The following is a 20,858-nucleotide window of genomic DNA, read 5'->3' on the forward strand; positions in this document are numbered from 1 at the left end:
TCTACTTTTCGGGAAAAACGATAGAAAAAGACTGCCGAAAAGGCAGTCTTTCTAGATTAGACATCTTGATCTGTATCTATCTTAGCTGGTTTTTTCAGCTCACGGCCTTTCCACATCAGCCAAATTTGTGCCGCGATGTAAAGGGATGAGTATACCCCTGTTAATAAGCCGACAAGTAAGGCGATGGAGAAGTTTGTAATCGACGCTGATCCGAAGATAAGCAGTGCGACAACAACGACAACTACAGTCAGCACCGTGTTGACAGATCGCGTAAAGGTTTGCTGTAAGCTTAAGTTCACAATGTACGATAGATCTTCAATGGTTTTCGGTTTACGTTTCTTCATTTGTTCACGAACCCTGTCGAAGGTAACGATCGTGTCGTTGATCGAGTATCCAATGACTGTGAGGATCGCGGCAATGAAGGTGACATCCACCTCTAAGCGCGTAATACTAAAGAAGGCGACAATAAAGAATGCATCGTACAGCAATGAGGCAATCGCCGCAATCGCCATTTTATATTCAAAGCGGATGGATACATATATAATGATCCCAATTGAAGCAATAATAACGGCATATAATGCATTACGGGCAAGCTCTTTTCCGACAGTCGGAGACACTGTACTTACGTTTGGCTCAGTGCCATATTTATCTTTGAAGTAATCTTTTACTTCAGCAATCTTTTCTTTGTTTGGCACACCGACAAACCGTGCGGCTGCCTGATTTTCTTTTTGACCCGATAACACGACACTGTCCGTCTCAAGACCAAGCTTTTTAAAGTCTTGCTCTACTTGTGCAGTGGTCAGCTTGTGATCGCTTTGAACATCAATTCTCGTTCCACTAGCAAAGTCAATACCAGCATTGAGCTTGAAGATCGAAAGGACGATGATTCCCGCAATAGTAACAGCTATGGAGAAAATCATAAAGCCTTTACGTTTGCTGACGAAATCCCATTTATCAAATGGCGTTTTCGGTTCGGTATTTTCTGTAGTTTCATGAATACTCATGATGTCTTTTTTGCGGACACCAAACCAGCCTTTTTTGCGGTCGAGCGCGCGGCTCTCTACAAGCAGTCCAAGAAGGAATCTTGATAGGAATACAGCTGTGATAAAGCTTGTTAAAATCGAGAGGATGAGCATTGTTGCAAATCCTTTTACAGAGCTTGTCCCGAAGAAGAACAGCACTCCGCCGGCAATAATACTTGTTAAGTTTGCATCAAAGATGGTCGCAAATGATCTGCGGTTCCCTGATCTGAAAGCAGAACGGACAGATTTGCCGAGCTTCAGTTCTTCTTTGATCCGTTCATAAGTAATAATGTTGGCATCGACAGCCATCCCTACCCCTAAAATGAGTGCGGCAATTCCAGGCAGTGTCATAACCGCGCCCATCCAGTCAAACACTTGCAGCGTAATGTAAATATAAGCTGAAAGTGTGATGACAGCTATAAGACCAGGTAATCGGTAATAAAACAGCATGAATAAGAAGATAAATGCGATTCCTACTATTCCTGCGAACACTGTTTCGTTCAGTGCTTGTTCACCAAACTGTGCACTTACAGATGTGGAATATTTTTCTGTTAATTTTACTGGCAATGCACCAGCATTTAAAATACTTGCAAGGTCTTTTGCCTCTTGGACAGTAAATTTCCCTTCAATTTGTACGTCACTGCTGTTAATCTCTTGATTCACATTTGGTGCAGAGACATACTTGTGGTTCGATTTTGAGACTTCTTTTTTGAAGGAATCTCCTTTATGGTAATCAAGCCAAATGACAAGCTGATTATTTGGTGCCATCGCTGCTACTTTTCTTGTGACGTCACCAAATTTTTTCGCATCTTTTAGTTTAACCGTCACAATTGGCTCATTCGTTTGACTGAATGTTTGTTTTGCACTGTTTTCGACTAAGTCAGCCCCGTTAAGGAGTTCTTTATCATTCGTATCTCTAAAGGATAGCTGTGCTTCAGTGGAAAGAATTTCCCTTGCTCTGTTTTGATCTTTTACCCCTGCAAGCTGCACGCGGATACGATTATTGCCTTCAATCGAGATGTTCGGCTCACTTACTCCAAGCACGTTCGCTCTTCGGTTAAGAGCCTCCACTGTACTAACGAGAACACTATTTGTGATCTTGTCCTCTTTTTTCACTGGATGTACATCATACAGGACTTCAAATCCACCCTGTAAATCCAGCCCTAGCGTCATATCTTTCGCAACAGGCTTTGTTAGTAAGCCTACGCCAGTTCCGATTAACAGAACCACTAAGAAAAACGCAAGAATGCGCCCTTTTTTCATTATGTATTTCCTCCTTAAACACCTGAATCCATTAAGATGGCTTATTTCAACAGTTCATCAAGCATATTCTTGCCATCTTCACTGTCCAAAAAAGCAGACGTTTTAAACGACTGAACGGTTGCATAGTTCATAAATTCGCCTATTTTCACAGATAAAATATCTGCAACCATTACATGAATCGGATACTCTTGTTTTTTCTTCCACTTCTTATTCTCTAAGTATGACCATAATTCCTCTAAATCTACATCTTTATAGCCCAAAACGATGAATTCTTCAAGCTTACTGAACAGAAAAGGCTTTAAATGGTCTTTGTAAATAGCAGCTGGGTGTTGTGTCATTGCGTAGCTCCCCCTTTTCAGTTTTTTATCGAGAGACTTGTCATGCTTGGACGATATACACGCATATCTTATTGTATATGATTCTATGTCGTTTGAGAAGGCAGGTGATCTGTGATTTGACGAAGCAAACGTTTTTAAAGGGGACCATCATTTTAATTTTAGCAGGTTTTATCACGAGAATATTGGGTTTTGTCAATCGAATTGTCATTGCGAGGTTCATTGGCGAAGAAGGGGTCGGGCTTTATATGATGGCTGCACCTACCTTTTTTCTCGCCGTGACGCTCACGCAATTCGGACTGCCTGTCGCTATTAGTAAGCTTGTTGCAGAAGCAGAAGCCCGGGGTGACAAACAGAAAACAAAACGTATTCTGGTCATGTCCCTTGCGATAACAGGAACACTCAGTCTGATTTTCACGCCGCTCTTTTTATGGTTTGCGCCCATCATGGCAGAAAATATGCTGACAGACCCTAGAACGGTCTATCCACTGCTGGCTATTACACCTGTCGTACCAGTCATCGCCATTTCAAGTGTGTTAAGAGGCTATTTCCAGGGCAGACAGCAAATGAGTCCGCTTGCGATGTCTCAAGTTCTGGAGCAGGTCGCAAGAATTTCGCTAGTGGCGGTATGTACAACGGCTTTCCTTCCTTACGGGATTGAATTTGCGGCAGCAGGTGCGATGGTGTCATCTGTGATTGGAGAGATGATTTCACTTGCTTACTTACTGATCGCCTTTCGCTATAAAAAGACCATTCGTATTCGAAAACGATTTTTTAAAGCGATTCATGACGGGAAGGACACATTTAAACAGCTGATGAGCATTGCCCTGCCAACAACAGGCAGCCGTTTTATCGGGAATATTTCGTGGTTTTTAGAGCCGATTGTTGTCGCGCAAAGTCTTGCCATTGCTGGTTATGCGGCTGTAGAGGCGACAAGGCAGTACGGGGAGTTGACCGGGCTTGCTCTGACCCTTTTGACACTGCCTAGTTTTATTACGTATTCACTCTCCACTGCATTAGTTCCGGCGATTAGTGAAGGAATGGAGCAGAACAAACGTAAAACGGTCGAATACCGTCTGAAGCAGGCGATGCGCCTATGTTTACTCAGCGGAGGCATTTCATGTATTATTCTTTTCGTTTACGCAGAAGATTTAACGCTCTTTATGTATGGTTCATCGCACGCGGCCATTTATGTGAAATTCATGGCGCCATTTTTCCTTCTATATTATTTTCAGGGGCCTCTTCAAGCCGTGCTTCAAGCACTCAATTTAGCTGGTGCGGCGATGACCAACAGCCTGATTGGCGCTATTGTAAAAACAGGGATGATTTTTGTTCTTGCTTCACAGCCAGGCTTTGGCATTATGGGCGCTGCACTGGCGATCTTAATCGGTATCATCCTTGTCACACTGCTCCATGCAGCAACTGTTGGAAAGGTGCTGCCTATTCATTTACCATTAAAGGAATATGGACTATGCGTCCTTGTGATTATCAGTACAGGTGCTGTCAGCCTTTGGCTGAAATCTCAAGTAAACGGACTTTTTTCTGCTCCTATTGAACTTGTGACGCTCATTTTCATTACGTGCACGCTGTATGTCATTCTATTAATCTGCCTAGGTCTAGTGAAACGAGAAGAGCTGCGCCGCATCCCGTTCATGGGGAAGCTGTTTTAGCTCATCTCTTTTTGATCACTTCATCTTTCAAATCAATATAAAATGTTTTTTGATTAAAGCTGCAGTAAGAGATTTGTTCGATATCATGATAGCCTCTTTTAGCAAGCTCATCTTTCAGCCACTGTTCATTTTGATTGATTTGCTTTAGGTGGTCATGCTGCACTACACCATCCGCAACAAGTGGAAGCTCAAGCGCTGCATGTTTGCGCTTGTTTTCTTTTTCGACGACGGCGAGCTTTCCAGACGGCTCTAAAATGGCGTAAGAGACATCCTGAATGCTGTCGATGTTATTTTCTCTTAATTGAATGAGCAGGTCATCAAAATTGTATCGCTGTTTTCTCATTGCACCTTCGTCTATTTTCCCATTGATGATAAGCAGGGCCGGTTTTCCGTCAAGAAAGCGCCGGACACCTTGAAATTTTAATGAGAGGTAGGCAAGTGTGATTTGAATGAAGGTTAACAGCAGGATTGGCCATACCGTATGTAACATGTTATCCTCTACTTCTTCTATGGCGAGAACCGCAATTTCTGCGATCATCATAAAAATGACTAGATCTAAAATGCTCAGCTCGCCAATTTCCCTTTTGCCCATTAAGCGAAATATAAACCAAATAAGAAAATATAAGATGATGGTTCTCATGGAAATGATCAAGATGTCCTGCATGTGATGTAAACCCTCCTTCTCCAACATAGCTTGTGTCAAAACACTTTATTTATGTAGAAAAGAAACGTCCGAAACATGTCTATTTTTTCTTCACTGTGAATACATTTTAGTAAAAGACAAGCTTCGTTCAATTGGAGAGGAGACGAATCTACATGCAGGAAACGAAACAAATTGGAAAAGGCATTTTATCCGGCTTAATTGCCATTTTTATCGTGATGGTAGTCACAAGTTTACTTGTGTCACTCATGCTTACATTCACAAGTATGCAGGAATCATCATTTAAATGGATGATTATGATTTTGTCCTTTGCTGCCCTTTTATTAGGAGGCATCATTTCTGGCGGGAAAGCAAAGGAGCGCGGCTGGCTGATTGGTGCGGTCACATCTATCATTTTTTCTCTCACTGTCTTTTTATTTCAATATTTGGGGTTTGGAAAAACGTTCTCACCAGAGCAGTTTATCTATCATGGAGCATTTTTAGGCATTTGTATGCTGGGGGGAATGATTGGCGTCAATCTTCGAGGCAAATAAAAAAAGAGCGGTTCATATCGCTCTTTTTTTATGGCTATGTATCAGAGGATTAGCCTTTGTCAGCTAATTCTCTAATAGCACGACGATCGAAAGTTAAACGGTTGTTTTCGCTTGTTTTGATGACCACTTTTGATTCATCAATTGAGTCGATTTCACCGTGTAAACCACCGATTGTGACGATTTTATCGCCTTTTGATAAAGATTGCTGCATCTGACGCACAGCTTTCTGTTGCTTTTGCTGTGGACGGATTAACAAGAAGTAAAGCACAGCAAACATGACAACAATCATAATGATTGAACCCATACCACCATCCATTCTATTTCACCCCTTTCTAAAGCATTGTAAAGCCTTTCGTTTATGCGTTAAAAGTTTTTCGCATTCGGTTTGTTAAAGCCGTAACGCTCAAAAAACTCTTCTTTAAAATCACCTAAACGATCCTCACGGATAGCTTCTCTCACTTGCTCCATTAATTTTAACAGAAAATGAAGATTATGATAAGTTGTTAATCGAATTCCGAACGTTTCATTTGTTCGAATTAAATGTCTAATATAGGCGCGTGTATAGTTTTTACATGTATAGCAGTCACAGTTTTCATCGATTGGTCTAAAGTCACGCTCATATTTTGCATTTTTCACAACAAGACGGCCTTCACTTGTCATCAAGGTACCGTTTCTTGCAATTCGAGTTGGCAGTACGCAATCAAACATATCTACTCCGCGAATGGCACCGTCAATTAAGGAATCTGGCGAGCCGACACCCATTAAGTACCTCGGTTTGTCTGCTGGTAAGAATGGTGTTGTAAATTCAAGTACACGATTCATCACATCTTTTGGTTCCCCTACAGATAAGCCTCCGATGGCGTAACCTGGGAAATCAAGTGAAACAAGGTCTTTTGCACTTTGTTTTCGAAGCTCTTCGTATTCTCCGCCTTGGACAATCCCAAACAGCCCTTGATCCTCTGGACGCTGGTGCGCTGTTAGACAGCGCTCTGCCCATCTGCTTGTCCGCTCAACAGAACGTTTCATGTAATCGTACTCTGCAGGATACGGCGGGCATTCATCAAATGCCATCATAATATCAGAGCCAAGTGCATTTTGAATGTCCATCGCTTTTTCAGGAGATAGGAACAGCTTGTCTCCGTTTAAATGATTACGGAAGTGAACGCCTTCTTCTTCAATTTTTCTAAATTCACTCAATGAAAAAACTTGGAATCCGCCTGAATCAGTTAGAATGGCTCGGTCCCAGTTCATAAATTTGTGCAGACCGCCTGCTTCTTTTACGATATCGTGACCTGGACGGAGCCATAAGTGGTACGTATTGCTTAAGATGATGCCTGCATCCATAGCCTTTAATTCTTCAGGCGCCATTGTCTTGACTGTAGCCAGTGTACCTACTGGCATAAATACAGGTGTTTCAAAGGAGCCGTGCGGTGTATGAACGCGGCCAAGACGTGCACCTGTCTGTTTACATGATTTAATGAACTCATAACGTATCGGTGATTGCGACAAAAATGAGCCCTCCTGTCTTCGTTGTATAATGTTATTGAATCAGCATGGCATCGCCAAAGCTGAAGAATCGGTATTCCTCTTTCACAGCCTCATTGTACGCTTTTAGTACGTGCTCTCGTCCAGCTAATGCGCTGACAAGCATAATTAACGAGGATTTTGGCAGATGGAAATTCGTGATCATGCCATCAATTGCCTTGAATGTGTAGCCAGGGTAAATAAAGATCGACGTCCAGCCGCTTGAGGCTTTGAACTCACCATCATGTGCACTTGCAATGGTTTCAAGCGTTCTTGTTGATGTTGTGCCGACTGAAATAATCCGTCCGCCTTCCTTGCGAACGCGATTAAGCTCATCAGCTGTTTCTTCATTCATTTCATAAAACTCTGCGTGCATTTCGTGTTCTTCAATACGTTCTGCACTTACCGGCCGAAACGTGCCAAGCCCAACGTGCAGCGTAATGAAAGCAATGTGCACACCTTTTGCTTTCAGCGCATCCAGCAGCTCGGTTGTAAAGTGGAGACCGGCAGTTGGCGCAGCAGCGGAGCCAACCTCTTTTGAATAAACGGTTTGATAGCGTTCACGGTCGTCAAGCTGCTCTTTAATATATGGAGGCAGCGGCATTTCACCAAGGGATTCAAGCACTTCATAAAAAATGCCTGTATATTGAAACTCGACTTTTCTTCCGCCATGTTCCATTTCCTCTGTACATACAGCTTGGAGCCGTCCATCACCAAACGTGATAACCGTCCCTTTTTTCACCCGTTTGGCTGGTTTGACAAGTGTTTCCCAGTTATCTCCTTCTTCTTGTTTCAATAGAAGAAGTTCAACTTTGGCACCTGTATCCTCTTTCATCCCAAACAGGCGTGCAGGCAGAACGCGCGTGTTGTTTAGAACGAGACAGTCACCCTTTTGAAAATAATCGATGATTTGTGAGAATGTATCATGTGTAATCGCACCCGTTTGTTTGTTTAAGACCATCAGTCTTGATGCATCTCTTTTTTCAAGCGGCACTTGTGCAATTAATCTTTCTGGTAAATCAAAATCAAATAGTTCTAGCTTCATTTCCTTCACCTATTCTGTAGTTAACTAGTTAACGTTATTTCATCCGTCCAAAGATATTCAGTAATATGGTCAGTACGATACTAATGACAATGCATGTAATGACAGGAAAAAAGAACGTTACATTCCCTTTTTTCACAAAAATATCACCTGGAAGCTTACCAACCAATTGAAACACTAATCCTGCGGCAAAAAGGACACCACCTAAAATCATTAATATTTTAGGGAATTCAGTCACGAATCGGAACCTCCATTTGAAAATGTTCATACGCTTCTCTTGTGACGACCCGTCCTCTTGGCGTTCTTTGCAGGAAACCAATTTGCAGTAAGTACGGTTCGTACACATCTTCAATCGTATGTGATTCTTCTCCAATTGTCGCTGAGATCGTATCAAGCCCAACAGGACCGCCTCTAAATTTTTCGATCATACTTAAAAGGAGCTTATGGTCTATATGATCGAGGCCTAGCCTGTCGACTTGAAGACGCTCAAGGGCATCTTCCGCAATGTCCTGCGTAATGGCATGGTTCCCAAGCACCTGCGCAAAATCTCTTACTCTTCTGAGCAAACGATTGGCAACCCTCGGTGTTCCCCGGGAACGTCTCGCAATCTCTTCGGCAGAGCGAATGTCGATCCCAATCTCAAACAGCTCGGCTGTTCTTGCCACAATGTGAGCCAAATCTCTTTGCTCATAGTATTCCAATCTTGCATGTACCCCAAACCTATCACGAAGCGGCGCTGTTAACAGCCCGACACGAGTCGTTGCACCTACAAGCGTAAATGGCGGTAAATCAAGCCGTACAGAGCGTGCTGTATCTCCTTTTCCAATAACAATATCTAAACAAAAATCCTCCATTGCTGGGTACAGCACTTCTTCAATTGAGCGCTGCAAGCGGTGAATTTCATCAATAAACAATACATCACCTGGCTCAAGAGATGTTAAGATGGCCGCCAAATCACCAGGACGCTCAATCGCTGGTCCTGACGTTGTACGCAGCTGAACATTCATTTCATTGGCAATGATCGACGCAAGCGTTGTTTTCCCAAGTCCAGGAGGTCCATATAAAAGGACGTGATCAAGCGTTTCCTGCCTCATGCGGGCAGCTTCAATAAATACGCTGAGGTTATCCTTTACTTTTTGCTGACCGATATATTGGCTAAGTGTCTGTGGCCGCAGACTTTGCTCAATGGCTGATTCATGGTTGTCTGCTTCAGTTGAGACGAGCCGTTCATCCATGAGACATCACCCTATTTCAACATTTTTTGTAATGCTTTTTTCACATATTGATCGGTTGTGAGATTCTTTTCTTCTTTTAATAATGGAAGAACCTTTTTGATTTCACGATCACCGTATCCAAGGACACTTAAGGCTTCAAGCGCTTCATCTAATGCAGTTTGCTGCGTTTCGACCTGAATGTGGTCCTCATGATTAAATAAGTTGCCAATCATTTCTGGCACCACATCTGCCAGTTTGCCTTTTAGATCCAGAATGATTTGACGTGCTGTTTTTTTGCCCACACCAGGGAATTTAATCAGAAAGGCTTCATCTTCACGTTCTATTGCTGAAATGACAGCGCCAGGATCACCGGAAGCAAGAATCGCGAGTGCGCCCTTTGGCCCAATTCCTGTGACATTTAACAGTTTTGTGAACAGCGCTTTTTCTTCTCGTGTTTGAAAACCGTATAATGAAAAGGCGTCTTCCTTTATGTAATGATACGTATAAATCGTTTCTTGTTTATTTACTCGATAGATAAACGGGTTTGGGGTATAGACTTGATATCCCACTCCGCCGTTTTCAATGACAACATATTGCGGGCACACATAATCAATGGTCCCTTTTACAAACTCTATCACCGTTTTCACCTCTTTGACTGTTCTTCATTGTAACATAAATCGAAGAGAAAACCGCAATAAAAGTTAACATACGTTCGCTCAGTACATTTTTATGATGAAACCACGAAAAACAGCTTGCGGTCTTCACACCAGCAAGCTGTTACACGCTTTAAAACGATATTTCATTTCGATAAGGCTTCATGACTTCAAGCACATGCTCAAATTCATCCTTTGTTCGAAAAGGAATGCCTTGCTCAAGCTGCTTTTCCACATGGCTTTCTAAACGGGACGTATCAATTTGAAAAAAGAGATGAATAGGCTCCGCCCAGCCGTCAGGCCTTCCATGAAACGTAGAAATCACACCGTCCTCTGATAATCCGATATATCCATTTGCTTTACTTAATGGAGAGATATCATCAATTTGCTTTCTAAAAAGGGCAAAATCCTCTTTTTGTTCTACCAGCGTCCAGCCTTTATACTGCGCCCAGAATGTGTCTTTATCTTCTAATGATGCCCGGTGTCTTTCAATACTCACATCGCCGTCTAGATAGACTTTTTCAAGCTGGACGGTAATAGAGTTTGACTGCTTTTGCAAGTGTTCTTTTCCTTCCATATCCGCAGCGAAAAAAAGCACACTTGTCATGATAAGTCCTGTAACGAAACATTTCATCTTCACTTTCACTATTTACACCTCTTTAGAACATGAGATCGATGCATGACATATGTAGTTTGACCCATTTTTCTAAACATTAACCAAATCGATGATTCAAATGTATGTTAAGAGTCTTTCGTTGTATCCTTCATTCGTAAATGTTATGTTTTATACAATCCATTGCTTTATCGAATGACACGGTTTTTTCATCATTCGTTTTTCAGCCGCATAAACTGAAACCAAAGAAGGTGAAGTCAATGTCAGATGTCAAAAGATTAGCCGAATCGATTCAGTATCATGAAGAGAAACGTTTTCATAAGCTTTCCTATAAACCGGCAGAGCTTGAACTGTGCGGCAAAGGAAGAAGTGCCTATGTCTTTTTATACAAAAAAGACGGCAAGAAAATGGCACTAAAAGTCTTTTTCCCTTCTTATCAGCATATTGCCCGCAAAGAGGCTGCCATTTACGAAAAACTTTCTGGTTCGTCTTACTACCCTGAGATTTATGAGTCTGGGGATCAGTATATTTTAATGGAATATATTAAAGGCTACACATTCTATGAATGCCTTACAAAAGGAATTCCTATTAAAAAACAAATGATTGAACAAGTCGATGATGCGCTGGAGGAAGCGCGCGAGAAAGGATTGAATCCTTCTGATATTCATCTGCGCAATCTGATCTTAACAAAAGAAGGGCGGATCAGGGTCATTGACGTTGCCAGGTTCACGCAAACGAAAGCATGTCATCAATGGGATGATTTAAAAGCCGCTTATGCCTATTACCAAAAACCTTTTTTCCCTAAAAAAGCACCGCGTCTGTGGCTTGAAGTCATTGCTTATTTGTATAAAAAGAACTGGCTGTCCCGCGGGCAGCTTAATAATCGAAATGATTTTTCTGCATAACGAAAGCCGCTCTATCTGAGCGGCTTTCTGCGTTATTCTGTTTCTACATGGATACTATTGACGTTTAATAGGTTAATGATTTCATTATTCAGCTTAAACCAATGATTGGCTTCTTCAATTTTTTTATACACATCATAGGTAGCTGGACGTTTGAGCTCGAAATCAAGCACTTCCCCATTGTTCATATGAAATGTTACCTTAAATACTTTCATCATAAGATCACCTTCCACTCTTCTTGTTCGCTGGTCAAATAGATCAGCTCTTTTCATTCATTCTCTATTGAACTCGTTTCCCCTCCTTGTTTCCATTCAAACCCAAGAAGTTTAAATTTTGTTTAAATTCGCACAAACATCTATCTCTCAAATCTGCAAAGAAGTATATTAGTTAAAAAGGAGGCTGCCCTTGATGAAGCAGAAAAAGAAACGAACATCTCCAGAAAGAAAAACAGTCTTTTTTCATTTAACAGATGCCCTCATTCCGAGTGTGGACATGATGGCATATGCAGTAAAGGCATTTTTTCACCTTTTAAGAAAAGCCTTCTCAGCCGTTTGATAAAACCCCGCACAGCATCGTGCGAGGTTCTTTTTTTAGGGCTGATAAATTTGACTTCCCTGGCTGACAAACTCCTTCGCCTTCTTTTCCATCTCTCTTTTCACTTCTTCAGATTGATTGCGGATATCATGAGAAATTTTCATACTGCAAAACTTCGGTCCGCACATCGAGCAAAAGTGAGCAGTCTTAGCACCTTCGGCAGGCAATGTTTCATCATGGAACGCCAAGGCTCTTTCAGGATCAAGTGACAGGTTAAATTGGTCCCGCCACCTAAATTCAAATCTCGCTTTCGATAAAGCATCATCGCGTTTTTGAGCCGCAGGATGTCCTTTTGCTAGATCAGCCGCATGTGCGGCAATTTTATAGGCGATTACGCCTTCTCTCACATCTTCTTTATTCGGCAGACCTAAATGCTCTTTTGGCGTTACATAGCATAGCATGGCTGTTCCGTACCAGCCGATCATGGCCGCACCGATGGCTGATGTAATGTGATCATACCCCGGCGCAATATCTGTTGTAAGAGGCCCTAACGTATAAAATGGGGCTTCCTTGCAAATGTCCATTTGCTTGTCCACATTCTCTTTAATTTTATCCATTGGCACATGACCGGGCCCTTCAATCATCACCTGCACATCATGTTTCCAAGCGATCTCTGTTAACTCACCTAACGTTTCAAGCTCTGCAAACTGCGCTTCATCATTGGCATCAGCAATCGAGCCTGGTCTAAGTCCATCTCCAAGTGAAAAGGCGATATCATACGTTTTCATAATTTCACAAATATCTTCAAAGTGCGTGTAGAGGAAATTTTCTTGATGATGAGCAAGACACCATCTTGCCATAATTGCACCGCCTCTTGAAACAATTCCGGTTACCCGATCGACTGTCAGCGGAATATATCTTAATAGCACGCCCGCATGAATCGTGAAATAGTCTACACCTTGCTCTGCTTGTTCAATTAATGTGTCTCTATACACTTCCCACGTCAAATCTTCTGCGACTCCATTCACTTTTTCAAGGGCCTGATAGATAGGAACGGTTCCTACTGGAACTGGGCAATTCCGAATGATCCATTCTCTCGTTGTATGAATATCCTTTCCAGTAGACAGATCCATCATTGTGTCTGCCCCCCATCTGATCGCCCACGTCATCTTTTCTACCTCTTCATTAATGGATGACGTGACAGCTGAATTGCCAATATTCGCATTGATTTTGACATGAAAATTCCTTCCGATAATCATTGGTTCACTTTCTGGATGGTTAATATTCGAAGGAATGACGGCTCTTCCGCTCGCTACTTCCTCTCTAACGAACTCAGGGCTTAGCTCTTCTCTTATTGCGATAAACTCCATTTCAGGCGTAATGATGCCTTTTTTGGCATAATGCATTTGCGTCACGCACGCTCCTTGTTTCGCGCGGAGCGGCTTATGATGAAAATCAGTTTGGACAGAATGGAAGGACTCCTTCTCCCTTGACCGATATCCGTTATCTTCCGGTTTTACATGACGCCCTTCATAGCTTTCTGTATCTCCTCTTTCTTCTATCCATGCTGCTCTAAGACGCTTTAATCCTTTTGTGACGTCAATATGAACGTTCTCATCAGTGTACGGTCCACTCGTATCGTATACACGGACTGGTTCATTTTTTATGTCGCCCGCCTCTGTCACAGTATGTGAGAGTGCAATCTCTCTTTTCGGCACTAAGATATCGGGCCTTGATCCTTTCTCATACACCTTTCGGCTGCCGTCAAAGCTCGATAATAATGATTGGTTGGATGGGACACTTTTCTTTTCCTTCATTTGCTGTTCTCTCCTTTTCTTCTTGTCACCGGACAGGATGGAATCAGCACCAGCAAAAAACCAGGCTCTATTTAAAGAACCTGGTTTCGTCGTCAGAAATAAACATGCATATCATTGATAGGATACATGCATCATCTTCAACTTCCCCACGCTGGTACGAGCCAGATCAGGTCCAAAGGGTTAAGAAGCTTATGCTTCTCTCTCAGCCCATTTACGGGCACCCCTAGTCACTTTTATTGATTTCCACATCAGTGTAGCATAGAGACCTCATGAAAAAAAGAGAATTCAGGAAAATAGTTCCTTTCCCCTATGGATCATAATCATATACAGACTTCTATACATAATCTGTCTCTCTCATTTCAATTAAATCTGAAATAATCGTTGATCCTTTTCTCCTATTATGTATAATTAATCTAAACGGAGAATTTTTATACAATTTAATCAAAGGAAGTTCTAGTCGATTGCAAACATTTCTCACATTTATCGTCGTAGGATTCTCAATTGCTCTGCCTGTTGGAGCAATCACGGTTGAAATGACAAAACAGGGACTCAAAAACGGATTCTTTCATGGTTTAACTGTCGGAGCAGGCGGTATGACCATAGACTTATTACTTATTTTGGCTTTATATGCTGGATTTGCTCAGTTTTTATCTTTGCCGTTTGTTCAAATCCCGCTCTGGCTGATCGGAGCTGTATTTTTAATGATTCTCGCATACGATTCCATTAAAAATGCGGATCAAGATATCCATTTAGCAGGAGAAAAGGTCAATAAATCATTCGCTAAAACGTATCGAAATGGCTTGCTCGTGGCGGTATCTCCTGGAAATCTTGTGTTCTGGGTTTCTGTTTTTGGTGCTGTACTTGCGGATGCGTATACAAAAACAGATTCATCTGAATTTATGCTGGCTGCCGGCGGTATTTTGGCAGGGATTCTCCTTCATGACATTGGTCTTCTCACACTTGTATCGTTAACAAGAAAAGTGATGAATCGAACGATGATCAAGTGGACATCCATTATTGCTGGTATTTTATTACTAGGGTTTGGCTGTTATTTCTTTTACGAATTTTATATAGGCATCAAGGTTTATTTTTAAAAAAAGGCTAAAGTTCGTAGTGAACTTTAGCCTTTTTGTGTCTAACTATCGGGTCATGCCTGTTTGGCCTGTTTCAAATTGCGTTCTTCTCATATCTCTAAAGCGTGTGAATGCACCTTCATCTTTTATGACTTGGACTGCTCTTCCATCCGCATAACGAGTCGCTGCTTCTTCTACTTGTGATACACCTTCTGACGTCAGGCGGCCATCTGATTTAATGGCAATATACACATTCTCATCCGTCACCATGACTTGAGAGTCTGCCACGTGATTCATTTTATTGATGCGGTTGGCAATTTTTCTTGAACGCTGGATGTTCTCTTGTTTATCGTAGCCTGAGAACGACATTTGGTTATGATAGTTCATATCTCCATGACTGTAGCGTCCATCTCCACCTGTGAGAGGCATTCGATCATCAGCTTGAGGACGTGTACGGTAATCAACATTTGTTGTATTTCTCCCGTTCATTCCCTCCATGAGTTCAGAAACTGGTCCTTGATGATCTTGGTTGTTGTCTTCCGCTCGTTGATTCGAATGATAACCAACCGGCTGGCCTGATTGATTATGACGTGTATCGACACCTGCGTTATTATTTGCACCACATGCTGTTAAACCAATAGGAAGAAGCACTAATGCGATTGTTTTTTGCCATTTTTGTCTCAAACGAAAAACCCCCTGTACAAATTCAATCTCATGAGCGCGAAACAGGCTCTGTTTTAGCATGTACAGTTAGGAAAAAAATCAAGCTGTCAGTTATAAACAAAAAAAGGAACGATTGAGATCGTTCCTTCTGATTGGTGACAAATGGCTAAAATGTTTTTGATTTTAGCCATTTGTCTTCTTTTCAGCGTAATAGAAAACCTTTGCAGTCTAGGAAGGGCGAGCACCGGAACGGAGCGAATTTGACATTCGTGAGTACCGGCGCGCAGACCTGACACCGAATGCGAGGGTTTGTCTACACGCTGAAAGGAACGATTGAGATCGTTCCTTCTGTCATTAATCTTCTTCTTCTTCCTCCGGCCTTGCAAAAACGGATTGACCTGGATATGGCTGCATGTAAGGCTGAGCTGGATAAGCCCCCATTTGGCCATAAGGAACAGGATTCGGATAATGTCCTGGCCAAGGCTGATGATGCTTCATGCCATCATCGCATCCGCAATCTTCCTTGCCATATGCTGCATTTGGAACGTTTGGATAAAAGCCTTGATTTGCGTTGGCATTTGCATTGGCGTTTGGATGCATATGGTGATGCCAGTGATGTCCGTCGTTTGCATGGTGCTCATGATTTTCTCCGTAGTAAGCAGGCGCTTGATACGCAGGATAATAAGGATGAGCCGGGTATGGATATGGCATCATATGATGGTGATAATATGGATGGATAGGATAACATAAGCCTGATCCCGGTAAAATTGGCGATGCCGGCACCATTTGCTGCGGATATGGATACATCGCCGGCATGTAATGACCATGACCATAACCAAAATAAGGATCATATGGTTCATGATGATGATGTTGGTGATGATGCTCGTTATTTTCAGCCATTCCCCCTACCGCTGCCCCTCCCACATTTGGCATTTGCGGGAAGTTAGGAAGGTTCGGATAATTGCCATGCTCCATGTCTTTTCCCTCCTCTTTTTGATGCGGAATATGAATAAACGGATCATACCCCTTTGCCACTTCATCTTTTAGATGACCTTTATTTTCATGATGAAAATGGTCCTTGTGATCTTTATGTTCCTTATTTTCATGATGGACATGACCCTTGTTATCTTTGTGGTCTTTATTTTCATGATGAAAATGATCCTTGTGATCCTTTTTGTCATGAACATGATCTTTCTTCTCATGAACGTGATCTTTTTTTTCATGATGATCTTTTTTGGGAGGAGGTGTGAATGGCTGGTAGAGATTGGTCTGATAATAGTTCACATCCACTTGCGGAAACACTGGCTGCTCGATTTTTGGCACTGGCGGTACATATGGTACCGGTTCATTTGGCTTTTCCTTCGGTTTCGTATCTTGCACTTGCACGACATCTTTTGGCTTTTCTTTCACATACGGATGTTCTTTCGTTTTTGGCATTTCTTTTGCTTTGTGATGATCTGTTTTCACAGGAACACCACTAGATGGAATTTTAATCTTCATACCCGGCATGATCAAATCAGGATTACTGAGCTGTGAATTTAGTTTTTTCAATTCTTGAAAGTCGACTCCGTATTTCTTTGAAATTTTCCAAAGGGAGTCTCCTTTTTGCACAATATGAATTTTCAACGTTTTCCCCTCCTATGCAAAACGTGAACGTAACGGTTATGTCAGAAGTACAATATGTTTCAACATAAATTTATGCCTATTTACAAGCCGATATGATAAAAACTTGTTTTCTGATAGGAGGGGCTGATTCATTATTTAATGGCGAGCATTTTCTCGAGTGCAAGCAAAGCGTCTTTCGTGATGTCTTCATTGACCTGTATCAACCCGGCCGGCTGACCCTTCTCAATGCTTTCCAGTGACCATAACAAATGAGGCAAATCAATCCGGTTCATAGTCAAACATGGACACATATCTGGGTTAAGGGATTCAATTTGTTTATCTGGGTGCTGCGCTATGATCCGTTTGACTAAATTCATCTCTGTTCCAATCGCCCATTTGCTTCCTGCTGGTGCCTGTTTAATCGTATCAATAATAAATTTCGTTGAACCTGCTAGGTCAGAAGCCCTTACGACCTCATGCGTGCATTCAGGGTGAACAAGAATTTGAATGTCACGGTCTTTTTTTCTCATTTCTTCTATATTTCGAACAGTAAATTTCTCATGTACAGAGCAATGGCCTTTCCATAAAATCATCTTAATACGGGAAAGCGGCTGATCGGTGATGAGCTTTTCTTCTATCTGATCCCAGACAGCCATTTCTTCTAGCGGAATACCTAAATCAAATGCTGTATTACGTCCTAGGTGCTGATCAGGGAGAAACAGAATCCGTTCTTTTTGTGTCAGCGCCCACTCGAGTACTTTTTTAGCATTTGATGAAGTCACTGTTGCCCCGCCATGTTTGCCAACAAATGCTTTAATGTCTGCTGTTGAATTGACATACGTAAGCGGAAGTATTGTATCCCCAAACAAATCAGTGAGCTGCTCCCATGCTCTGTCTGTTTGTTTCATATTTGCCATATCTGCCATGGAACAGCCTGCCCTCATATCTGGCAATACAACGCTTTGATTTTTGTTTGACAGCATATCTGCCGTTTCTGCCATAAAATGAACACCGCAGAACACAATGTATTCAGCCTCATGATTGTCAGCAGCTATTTGTGCCAGCTGCAATGAATCTCCTGTTGCATCTGCAAATTCAATGACCTCATCCTTTTGATAATGGTGGCCTGGTATAAAAAGCTTTGAACCAAAAGCACGCTTAATGTCTAACACTCGCTGCTTCATCTCATCATCAGAGCGGTGTTTATATTCATCTGGCATCATGACTGCATGTTGATTGGCTAATACATTAAGCATGGACATGAGTTGTTCCCCCTTTATGACTGAATTCCATATTCATACTAAAATCAAATGCTGGAGCAGAATGTGTCAGAAAGCCAAGTGAAATAAGGTCGACTCCTGTGCCCCTGTAGCTTGGCAATGTCTCTAGCGTGATGCCTCCTGAAGCCTCTGTCAGAATGGACTCTGGCGTCATTTGTTTAAAACGTTTTACTTCGTCTGGAGAGCAGTTATCAAACATAATGACATCTGCTTTTGCATCAATGGCTTCTATAAGCTGCGTTTCTGATTCAATTTCCACTTCAATTTTCACCATATGACCGGCATATGCTCTTGCTTTCTCTACAGCTTCACGAATAGAACCGCATGCTGCAATATGATTATCTTTAATCATCACCCCATCCGATAAGCCAAAGCGATGATTCTTTCCACCGCCTGTCTTTACTGCGTATTTCTCTAACATACGCAGGCCGGGTGTCGTTTTTCTCGTATCACAAATCGTAATAGACGGGTCAGCTAATCTGCGGACCGCCTCATGTGTTAAGGTGGCGATACCTGTCATTCGCTGCAAAAGATTTAAAATGACCCTCTCTCCCTTTAATAAGTCGTTGACTGGGCCCTTTATTTTCGCCAGTACAGCGCCTGAATGAATCCAATCACCTTCTTGAAAATACAGCTCCGTTTGAATCTGTTCATTCAACAGGCGGTACCCTAGATCAATCACTTGTGATCCTGCCAATACACCAGATTGTTTCGCAATGATAAAAGCTGTTCCCTTCTTGTCTCCAAAGATGGCATCTGCTGATACATCTCCAAAGCCAATATCTTCTGTGAAAAAATGAGTGAGCATTTGTTTTAACTGTAAACGTTCCATTTGGCACCGATCCTTTCATTTTTCATAATATGAATGTGACCTTTTTCATGAACAATCTGCCTGCCCCGCCACAACGCATCGCTCCGCTCTGGATAATCCATTCGATAATGGCCGCCTCTGCTTTCTGTACGGAGTAATGCAGATTTGGCAAGGCAAACCGCTAATGCCCATTGATTGCTTAATTCGATCTGTTCATTTGTGATATCCTTCACATTAATTTGCTGAAAATTGACACGCTGTAACGAATGGAGTAAAGTCTGCAAGCCTTTTTCATCTCTCACAATGGCCGCAAATGTGGTCATCCATTGTCTCAGCTGAGATGTTGAAATCATTGGGACCATCCATATTTCTTGAATTGAAAAAGGGGGACTTGTTTCTTTCTGTTTAGGCAGTTGTTCAATTCTCTGTGCCGCTTTGCTGCCTAACACGAGACCTTCCAGAAGAGAATTACTCGCCAATCGATTCGCACCGTGTAAGCCAGTACAGGCCGCTTCTCCAATGGCAAATAGCGCTGGAACAGTCGTTTCTCCATATTCATTGACGCTGATGCCGCCCATTAAAAAGTGCATACCGGGGGAAATTGGCAGCCTGCCGCTTTCCATATCGACGCCTGCACGCTGGCACATCTGAGCTATGGCCGGAAAACGAGCTGAAAAATGCGGGATATCATGGATGTTAAGATACAATTGATGACCTAATTGCTGCTCATGAAAAATAGCTCTAGCGACCACATCTCTAGGTGCTAAATCAGCTTGTGGGTGAATACCTTTCATGATCCGTCTGCCTGTTTCATCTTCTAAATAAGCTCCCTCTCCCCGTACTGCCTCTGAAATGAGGCCAACTGCTTTTCCAGCGATTGTTAAAAGAGTTGGATGGAATTGAACAAATTCGAGATCCACTAATTGTGCCCCGGCTCGATAGGCCATCATCAGTCCGTCTCCTGTTATAGAAGGATCATTTGTGTTTGTCTCATATAGGGAGCCGCAGCCGCCAGTTGATAAAACAACGGCATCTGCGGTCATCGTATGTACGTGTCCTGTCTCGTCTTTCCATACAACACCCGTACATGTCCCTTCATGAATCAATAGATCAATGACATGATGATATTCGTATAAATGAATATGTGAGCCGAGCTGACTTTTCAGAAACTGTACAAGGGTTTTACCTGATTGATCTCCTCCTGCATGCAAGATGCGATGAGTGGTATGTGCTCCCTCTTTGCCTAATTGCGGCTCTCCTGCCTCATCTTGATCAAATGGACAGCCTTCTGCTACGAGCTGCTCCACAAGGTGTTTTCCAAGTCTCACGATTTCTTGTACCGCTCTTTCATCATTGTGATCACAGCCGGCAGCTAGTGTATCTTGCACATGCTGCTCAGCTGAATCATGTGCTGAAAAGGCAGCAGCGATTCCTCCTTGTGCCAGCATGGAATTACTAGATGAACATTGTTTTTTTGTCATCATAATGACCTGGCAGCTTTTCGAAATGGTTTTTGCAAAGGAAAGCGCTGCAATGCCTGATCCCACCACAATGACTTTTTTGATTGATGACACCATTGCCCCTCCTGTCATTTACACCTGTCTTGACACATATCATTACACAACACTAAAATAAATACAAGA

Annotated in this window: 22 protein-coding genes and 1 riboswitch; of the genes, 5 read left to right on the forward strand and 17 right to left on the reverse strand. The window is 42.3% G+C overall.

Translation table 11 applies throughout. From position 1 onward, the window contains the following. Positions 1-56: 56 nt before the first annotated feature. Positions 57-2,285, reverse strand: a complete 2,229-nt coding sequence (secDF, locus tag NSS76_RS12520; RefSeq protein WP_341082311.1) for a protein translocase subunit SecDF — start codon at positions 2,283-2,285, stop codon at positions 57-59. A 41-nt stretch (positions 2,286-2,326) separates the two neighbouring features. Beyond that, the gene (locus NSS76_RS12525) at positions 2,327-2,623 is read right to left on the reverse strand and encodes a post-transcriptional regulator (protein ID WP_103131888.1); all 297 of its coding nucleotides are present in this window, start codon (positions 2,621-2,623) and stop codon (positions 2,327-2,329) included. A gap of 116 nt (positions 2,624-2,739) precedes the next feature. Between NSS76_RS12525 and spoVB the strand changes: the two genes are divergently transcribed. After that, on the forward strand, positions 2,740-4,290 hold the full coding sequence (gene spoVB, locus NSS76_RS12530) for a stage V sporulation protein B (RefSeq protein WP_025092429.1): 1,551 nt from the start codon (positions 2,740-2,742) through the stop codon (positions 4,288-4,290). Between the two features lies 1 nt (position 4,291). Here the strand turns inward: spoVB and NSS76_RS12535 are convergent, their stop codons facing one another. Then, positions 4,292-4,954 carry a DUF421 domain-containing protein gene (locus tag NSS76_RS12535; RefSeq protein ID WP_024423139.1) on the reverse strand — a complete coding sequence of 221 codons (663 nt, stop codon included), beginning with the start codon at positions 4,952-4,954 and terminating at the stop codon, positions 4,292-4,294. A 152-nt stretch (positions 4,955-5,106) separates the two neighbouring features. Between NSS76_RS12535 and NSS76_RS12540 the strand changes: the two genes are divergently transcribed. Continuing rightward, entirely contained in the window at positions 5,107-5,484 is a 378-nt protein-coding gene (locus tag NSS76_RS12540; RefSeq protein ID WP_024423140.1) for a TIGR04086 family membrane protein, read from the forward strand. Between the two features lie 49 nt (positions 5,485-5,533). Here the strand turns inward: NSS76_RS12540 and yajC are convergent, their stop codons facing one another. From yajC to NSS76_RS12575, 7 genes are all read right to left on the reverse strand, one after another. Continuing rightward, complete coding sequence (gene yajC / locus NSS76_RS12545) at positions 5,534-5,800, reverse strand: preprotein translocase subunit YajC (protein ID WP_008360993.1); 267 nt, start codon at positions 5,798-5,800, stop codon at positions 5,534-5,536. Positions 5,801-5,847: 47 nt separating this feature from the next. After that, on the reverse strand, positions 5,848-6,993 hold the full coding sequence (gene tgt, locus NSS76_RS12550; RefSeq protein ID WP_025092430.1) for a tRNA guanosine(34) transglycosylase Tgt: 1,146 nt from the start codon (positions 6,991-6,993) through the stop codon (positions 5,848-5,850). 31 nt (positions 6,994-7,024) lie between these two features. Next, a complete protein-coding gene (queA, locus tag NSS76_RS12555; protein ID WP_024423142.1) occupies positions 7,025-8,053 on the reverse strand; it encodes a tRNA preQ1(34) S-adenosylmethionine ribosyltransferase-isomerase QueA in 1,029 nt (342 codons plus the stop codon). A gap of 34 nt (positions 8,054-8,087) precedes the next feature. Beyond that, positions 8,088-8,288, reverse strand: coding sequence for a DUF2905 domain-containing protein (locus tag NSS76_RS12560; protein ID WP_012010741.1), 201 nt, complete (start codon positions 8,286-8,288; stop codon positions 8,088-8,090). Next, on the reverse strand, positions 8,281-9,285 hold the full coding sequence (gene ruvB / locus NSS76_RS12565; protein ID WP_024423143.1) for a Holliday junction branch migration DNA helicase RuvB: 1,005 nt from the start codon (positions 9,283-9,285) through the stop codon (positions 8,281-8,283). Before ruvB ends, NSS76_RS12560 begins: the two co-directional genes overlap by 8 nt. A gap of 11 nt (positions 9,286-9,296) precedes the next feature. Beyond that, the gene (ruvA, locus tag NSS76_RS12570; protein ID WP_024423144.1) at positions 9,297-9,902 is read right to left on the reverse strand and encodes a Holliday junction branch migration protein RuvA; all 606 of its coding nucleotides are present in this window, start codon (positions 9,900-9,902) and stop codon (positions 9,297-9,299) included. Between the two features lie 148 nt (positions 9,903-10,050). Beyond that, positions 10,051-10,551: an intercompartmental signaling factor BofC gene (locus tag NSS76_RS12575; protein WP_073979823.1), complete on the reverse strand. Its 501-nt coding sequence runs from the start codon at positions 10,549-10,551 to the stop codon at positions 10,051-10,053. Between the two features lie 239 nt (positions 10,552-10,790). On the opposite strand from NSS76_RS12575, the gene NSS76_RS12580 reads away from it, so the two are divergent. Continuing rightward, positions 10,791-11,435 carry a protein kinase family protein gene (locus NSS76_RS12580; RefSeq protein ID WP_149126424.1) on the forward strand — a complete coding sequence of 215 codons (645 nt, stop codon included), beginning with the start codon at positions 10,791-10,793 and terminating at the stop codon, positions 11,433-11,435. A 32-nt stretch (positions 11,436-11,467) separates the two neighbouring features. Here the strand turns inward: NSS76_RS12580 and NSS76_RS12585 are convergent, their stop codons facing one another. Beyond that, complete coding sequence (locus NSS76_RS12585) at positions 11,468-11,650, reverse strand: hypothetical protein (protein ID WP_008342761.1); 183 nt, start codon at positions 11,648-11,650, stop codon at positions 11,468-11,470. Between the two features lie 190 nt (positions 11,651-11,840). Here NSS76_RS12585 and NSS76_RS12590 point away from each other — a divergent pair, with 190 nt between their 5' ends. Then, on the forward strand, positions 11,841-11,987 hold the full coding sequence (locus NSS76_RS12590) for a hypothetical protein (protein ID WP_164512168.1): 147 nt from the start codon (positions 11,841-11,843) through the stop codon (positions 11,985-11,987). Positions 11,988-12,022: 35 nt separating this feature from the next. Here the strand turns inward: NSS76_RS12590 and thiC are convergent, their stop codons facing one another. Beyond that, positions 12,023-13,783, reverse strand: a complete 1,761-nt coding sequence (gene thiC, locus NSS76_RS12595) for a phosphomethylpyrimidine synthase ThiC (protein WP_149126423.1) — start codon at positions 13,781-13,783, stop codon at positions 12,023-12,025. 126 nt (positions 13,784-13,909) lie between these two features. Next, positions 13,910-14,018, reverse strand: a riboswitch (TPP riboswitch). 226 nt (positions 14,019-14,244) lie between these two features. On the opposite strand from thiC, the gene NSS76_RS12600 reads away from it, so the two are divergent. After that, positions 14,245-14,877: a LysE family transporter gene (locus NSS76_RS12600; protein ID WP_024423148.1), complete on the forward strand. Its 633-nt coding sequence runs from the start codon at positions 14,245-14,247 to the stop codon at positions 14,875-14,877. 45 nt (positions 14,878-14,922) lie between these two features. Here NSS76_RS12600 and NSS76_RS12605 read toward each other — a convergent pair whose 3' ends face one another. From NSS76_RS12605 to nadB, 5 genes are all read right to left on the reverse strand, one after another. Next, on the reverse strand, positions 14,923-15,540 hold the full coding sequence (locus tag NSS76_RS12605; protein WP_024423149.1) for a YhcN/YlaJ family sporulation lipoprotein: 618 nt from the start codon (positions 15,538-15,540) through the stop codon (positions 14,923-14,925). Positions 15,541-15,873: 333 nt separating this feature from the next. Continuing rightward, positions 15,874-17,145 carry a SafA/ExsA family spore coat assembly protein gene (safA, locus tag NSS76_RS12610; protein ID WP_341082313.1) on the reverse strand — a complete coding sequence of 424 codons (1,272 nt, stop codon included), beginning with the start codon at positions 17,143-17,145 and terminating at the stop codon, positions 15,874-15,876. Positions 17,146-17,276: 131 nt separating this feature from the next. Continuing rightward, positions 17,277-18,386: a quinolinate synthase NadA gene (gene nadA / locus NSS76_RS12615; RefSeq protein ID WP_135032973.1), complete on the reverse strand. Its 1,110-nt coding sequence runs from the start codon at positions 18,384-18,386 to the stop codon at positions 17,277-17,279. Further along, the gene (nadC, locus tag NSS76_RS12620; RefSeq protein ID WP_034621107.1) at positions 18,373-19,236 is read right to left on the reverse strand and encodes a carboxylating nicotinate-nucleotide diphosphorylase; all 864 of its coding nucleotides are present in this window, start codon (positions 19,234-19,236) and stop codon (positions 18,373-18,375) included. Before nadC ends, nadA begins: the two co-directional genes overlap by 14 nt. Further along, positions 19,218-20,792 carry an L-aspartate oxidase gene (gene nadB / locus NSS76_RS12625; RefSeq protein WP_149126421.1) on the reverse strand — a complete coding sequence of 525 codons (1,575 nt, stop codon included), beginning with the start codon at positions 20,790-20,792 and terminating at the stop codon, positions 19,218-19,220. Before nadB ends, nadC begins: the two co-directional genes overlap by 19 nt. Positions 20,793-20,858 lie beyond the last annotated feature (66 nt).

The sequence above is a fragment of the Bacillus sp. FSL R5-0654 genome, from assembly GCF_038008745.1.
In the GTDB taxonomy this organism is placed as follows: domain Bacteria; phylum Bacillota; class Bacilli; order Bacillales; family Bacillaceae; genus Bacillus; species Bacillus safensis.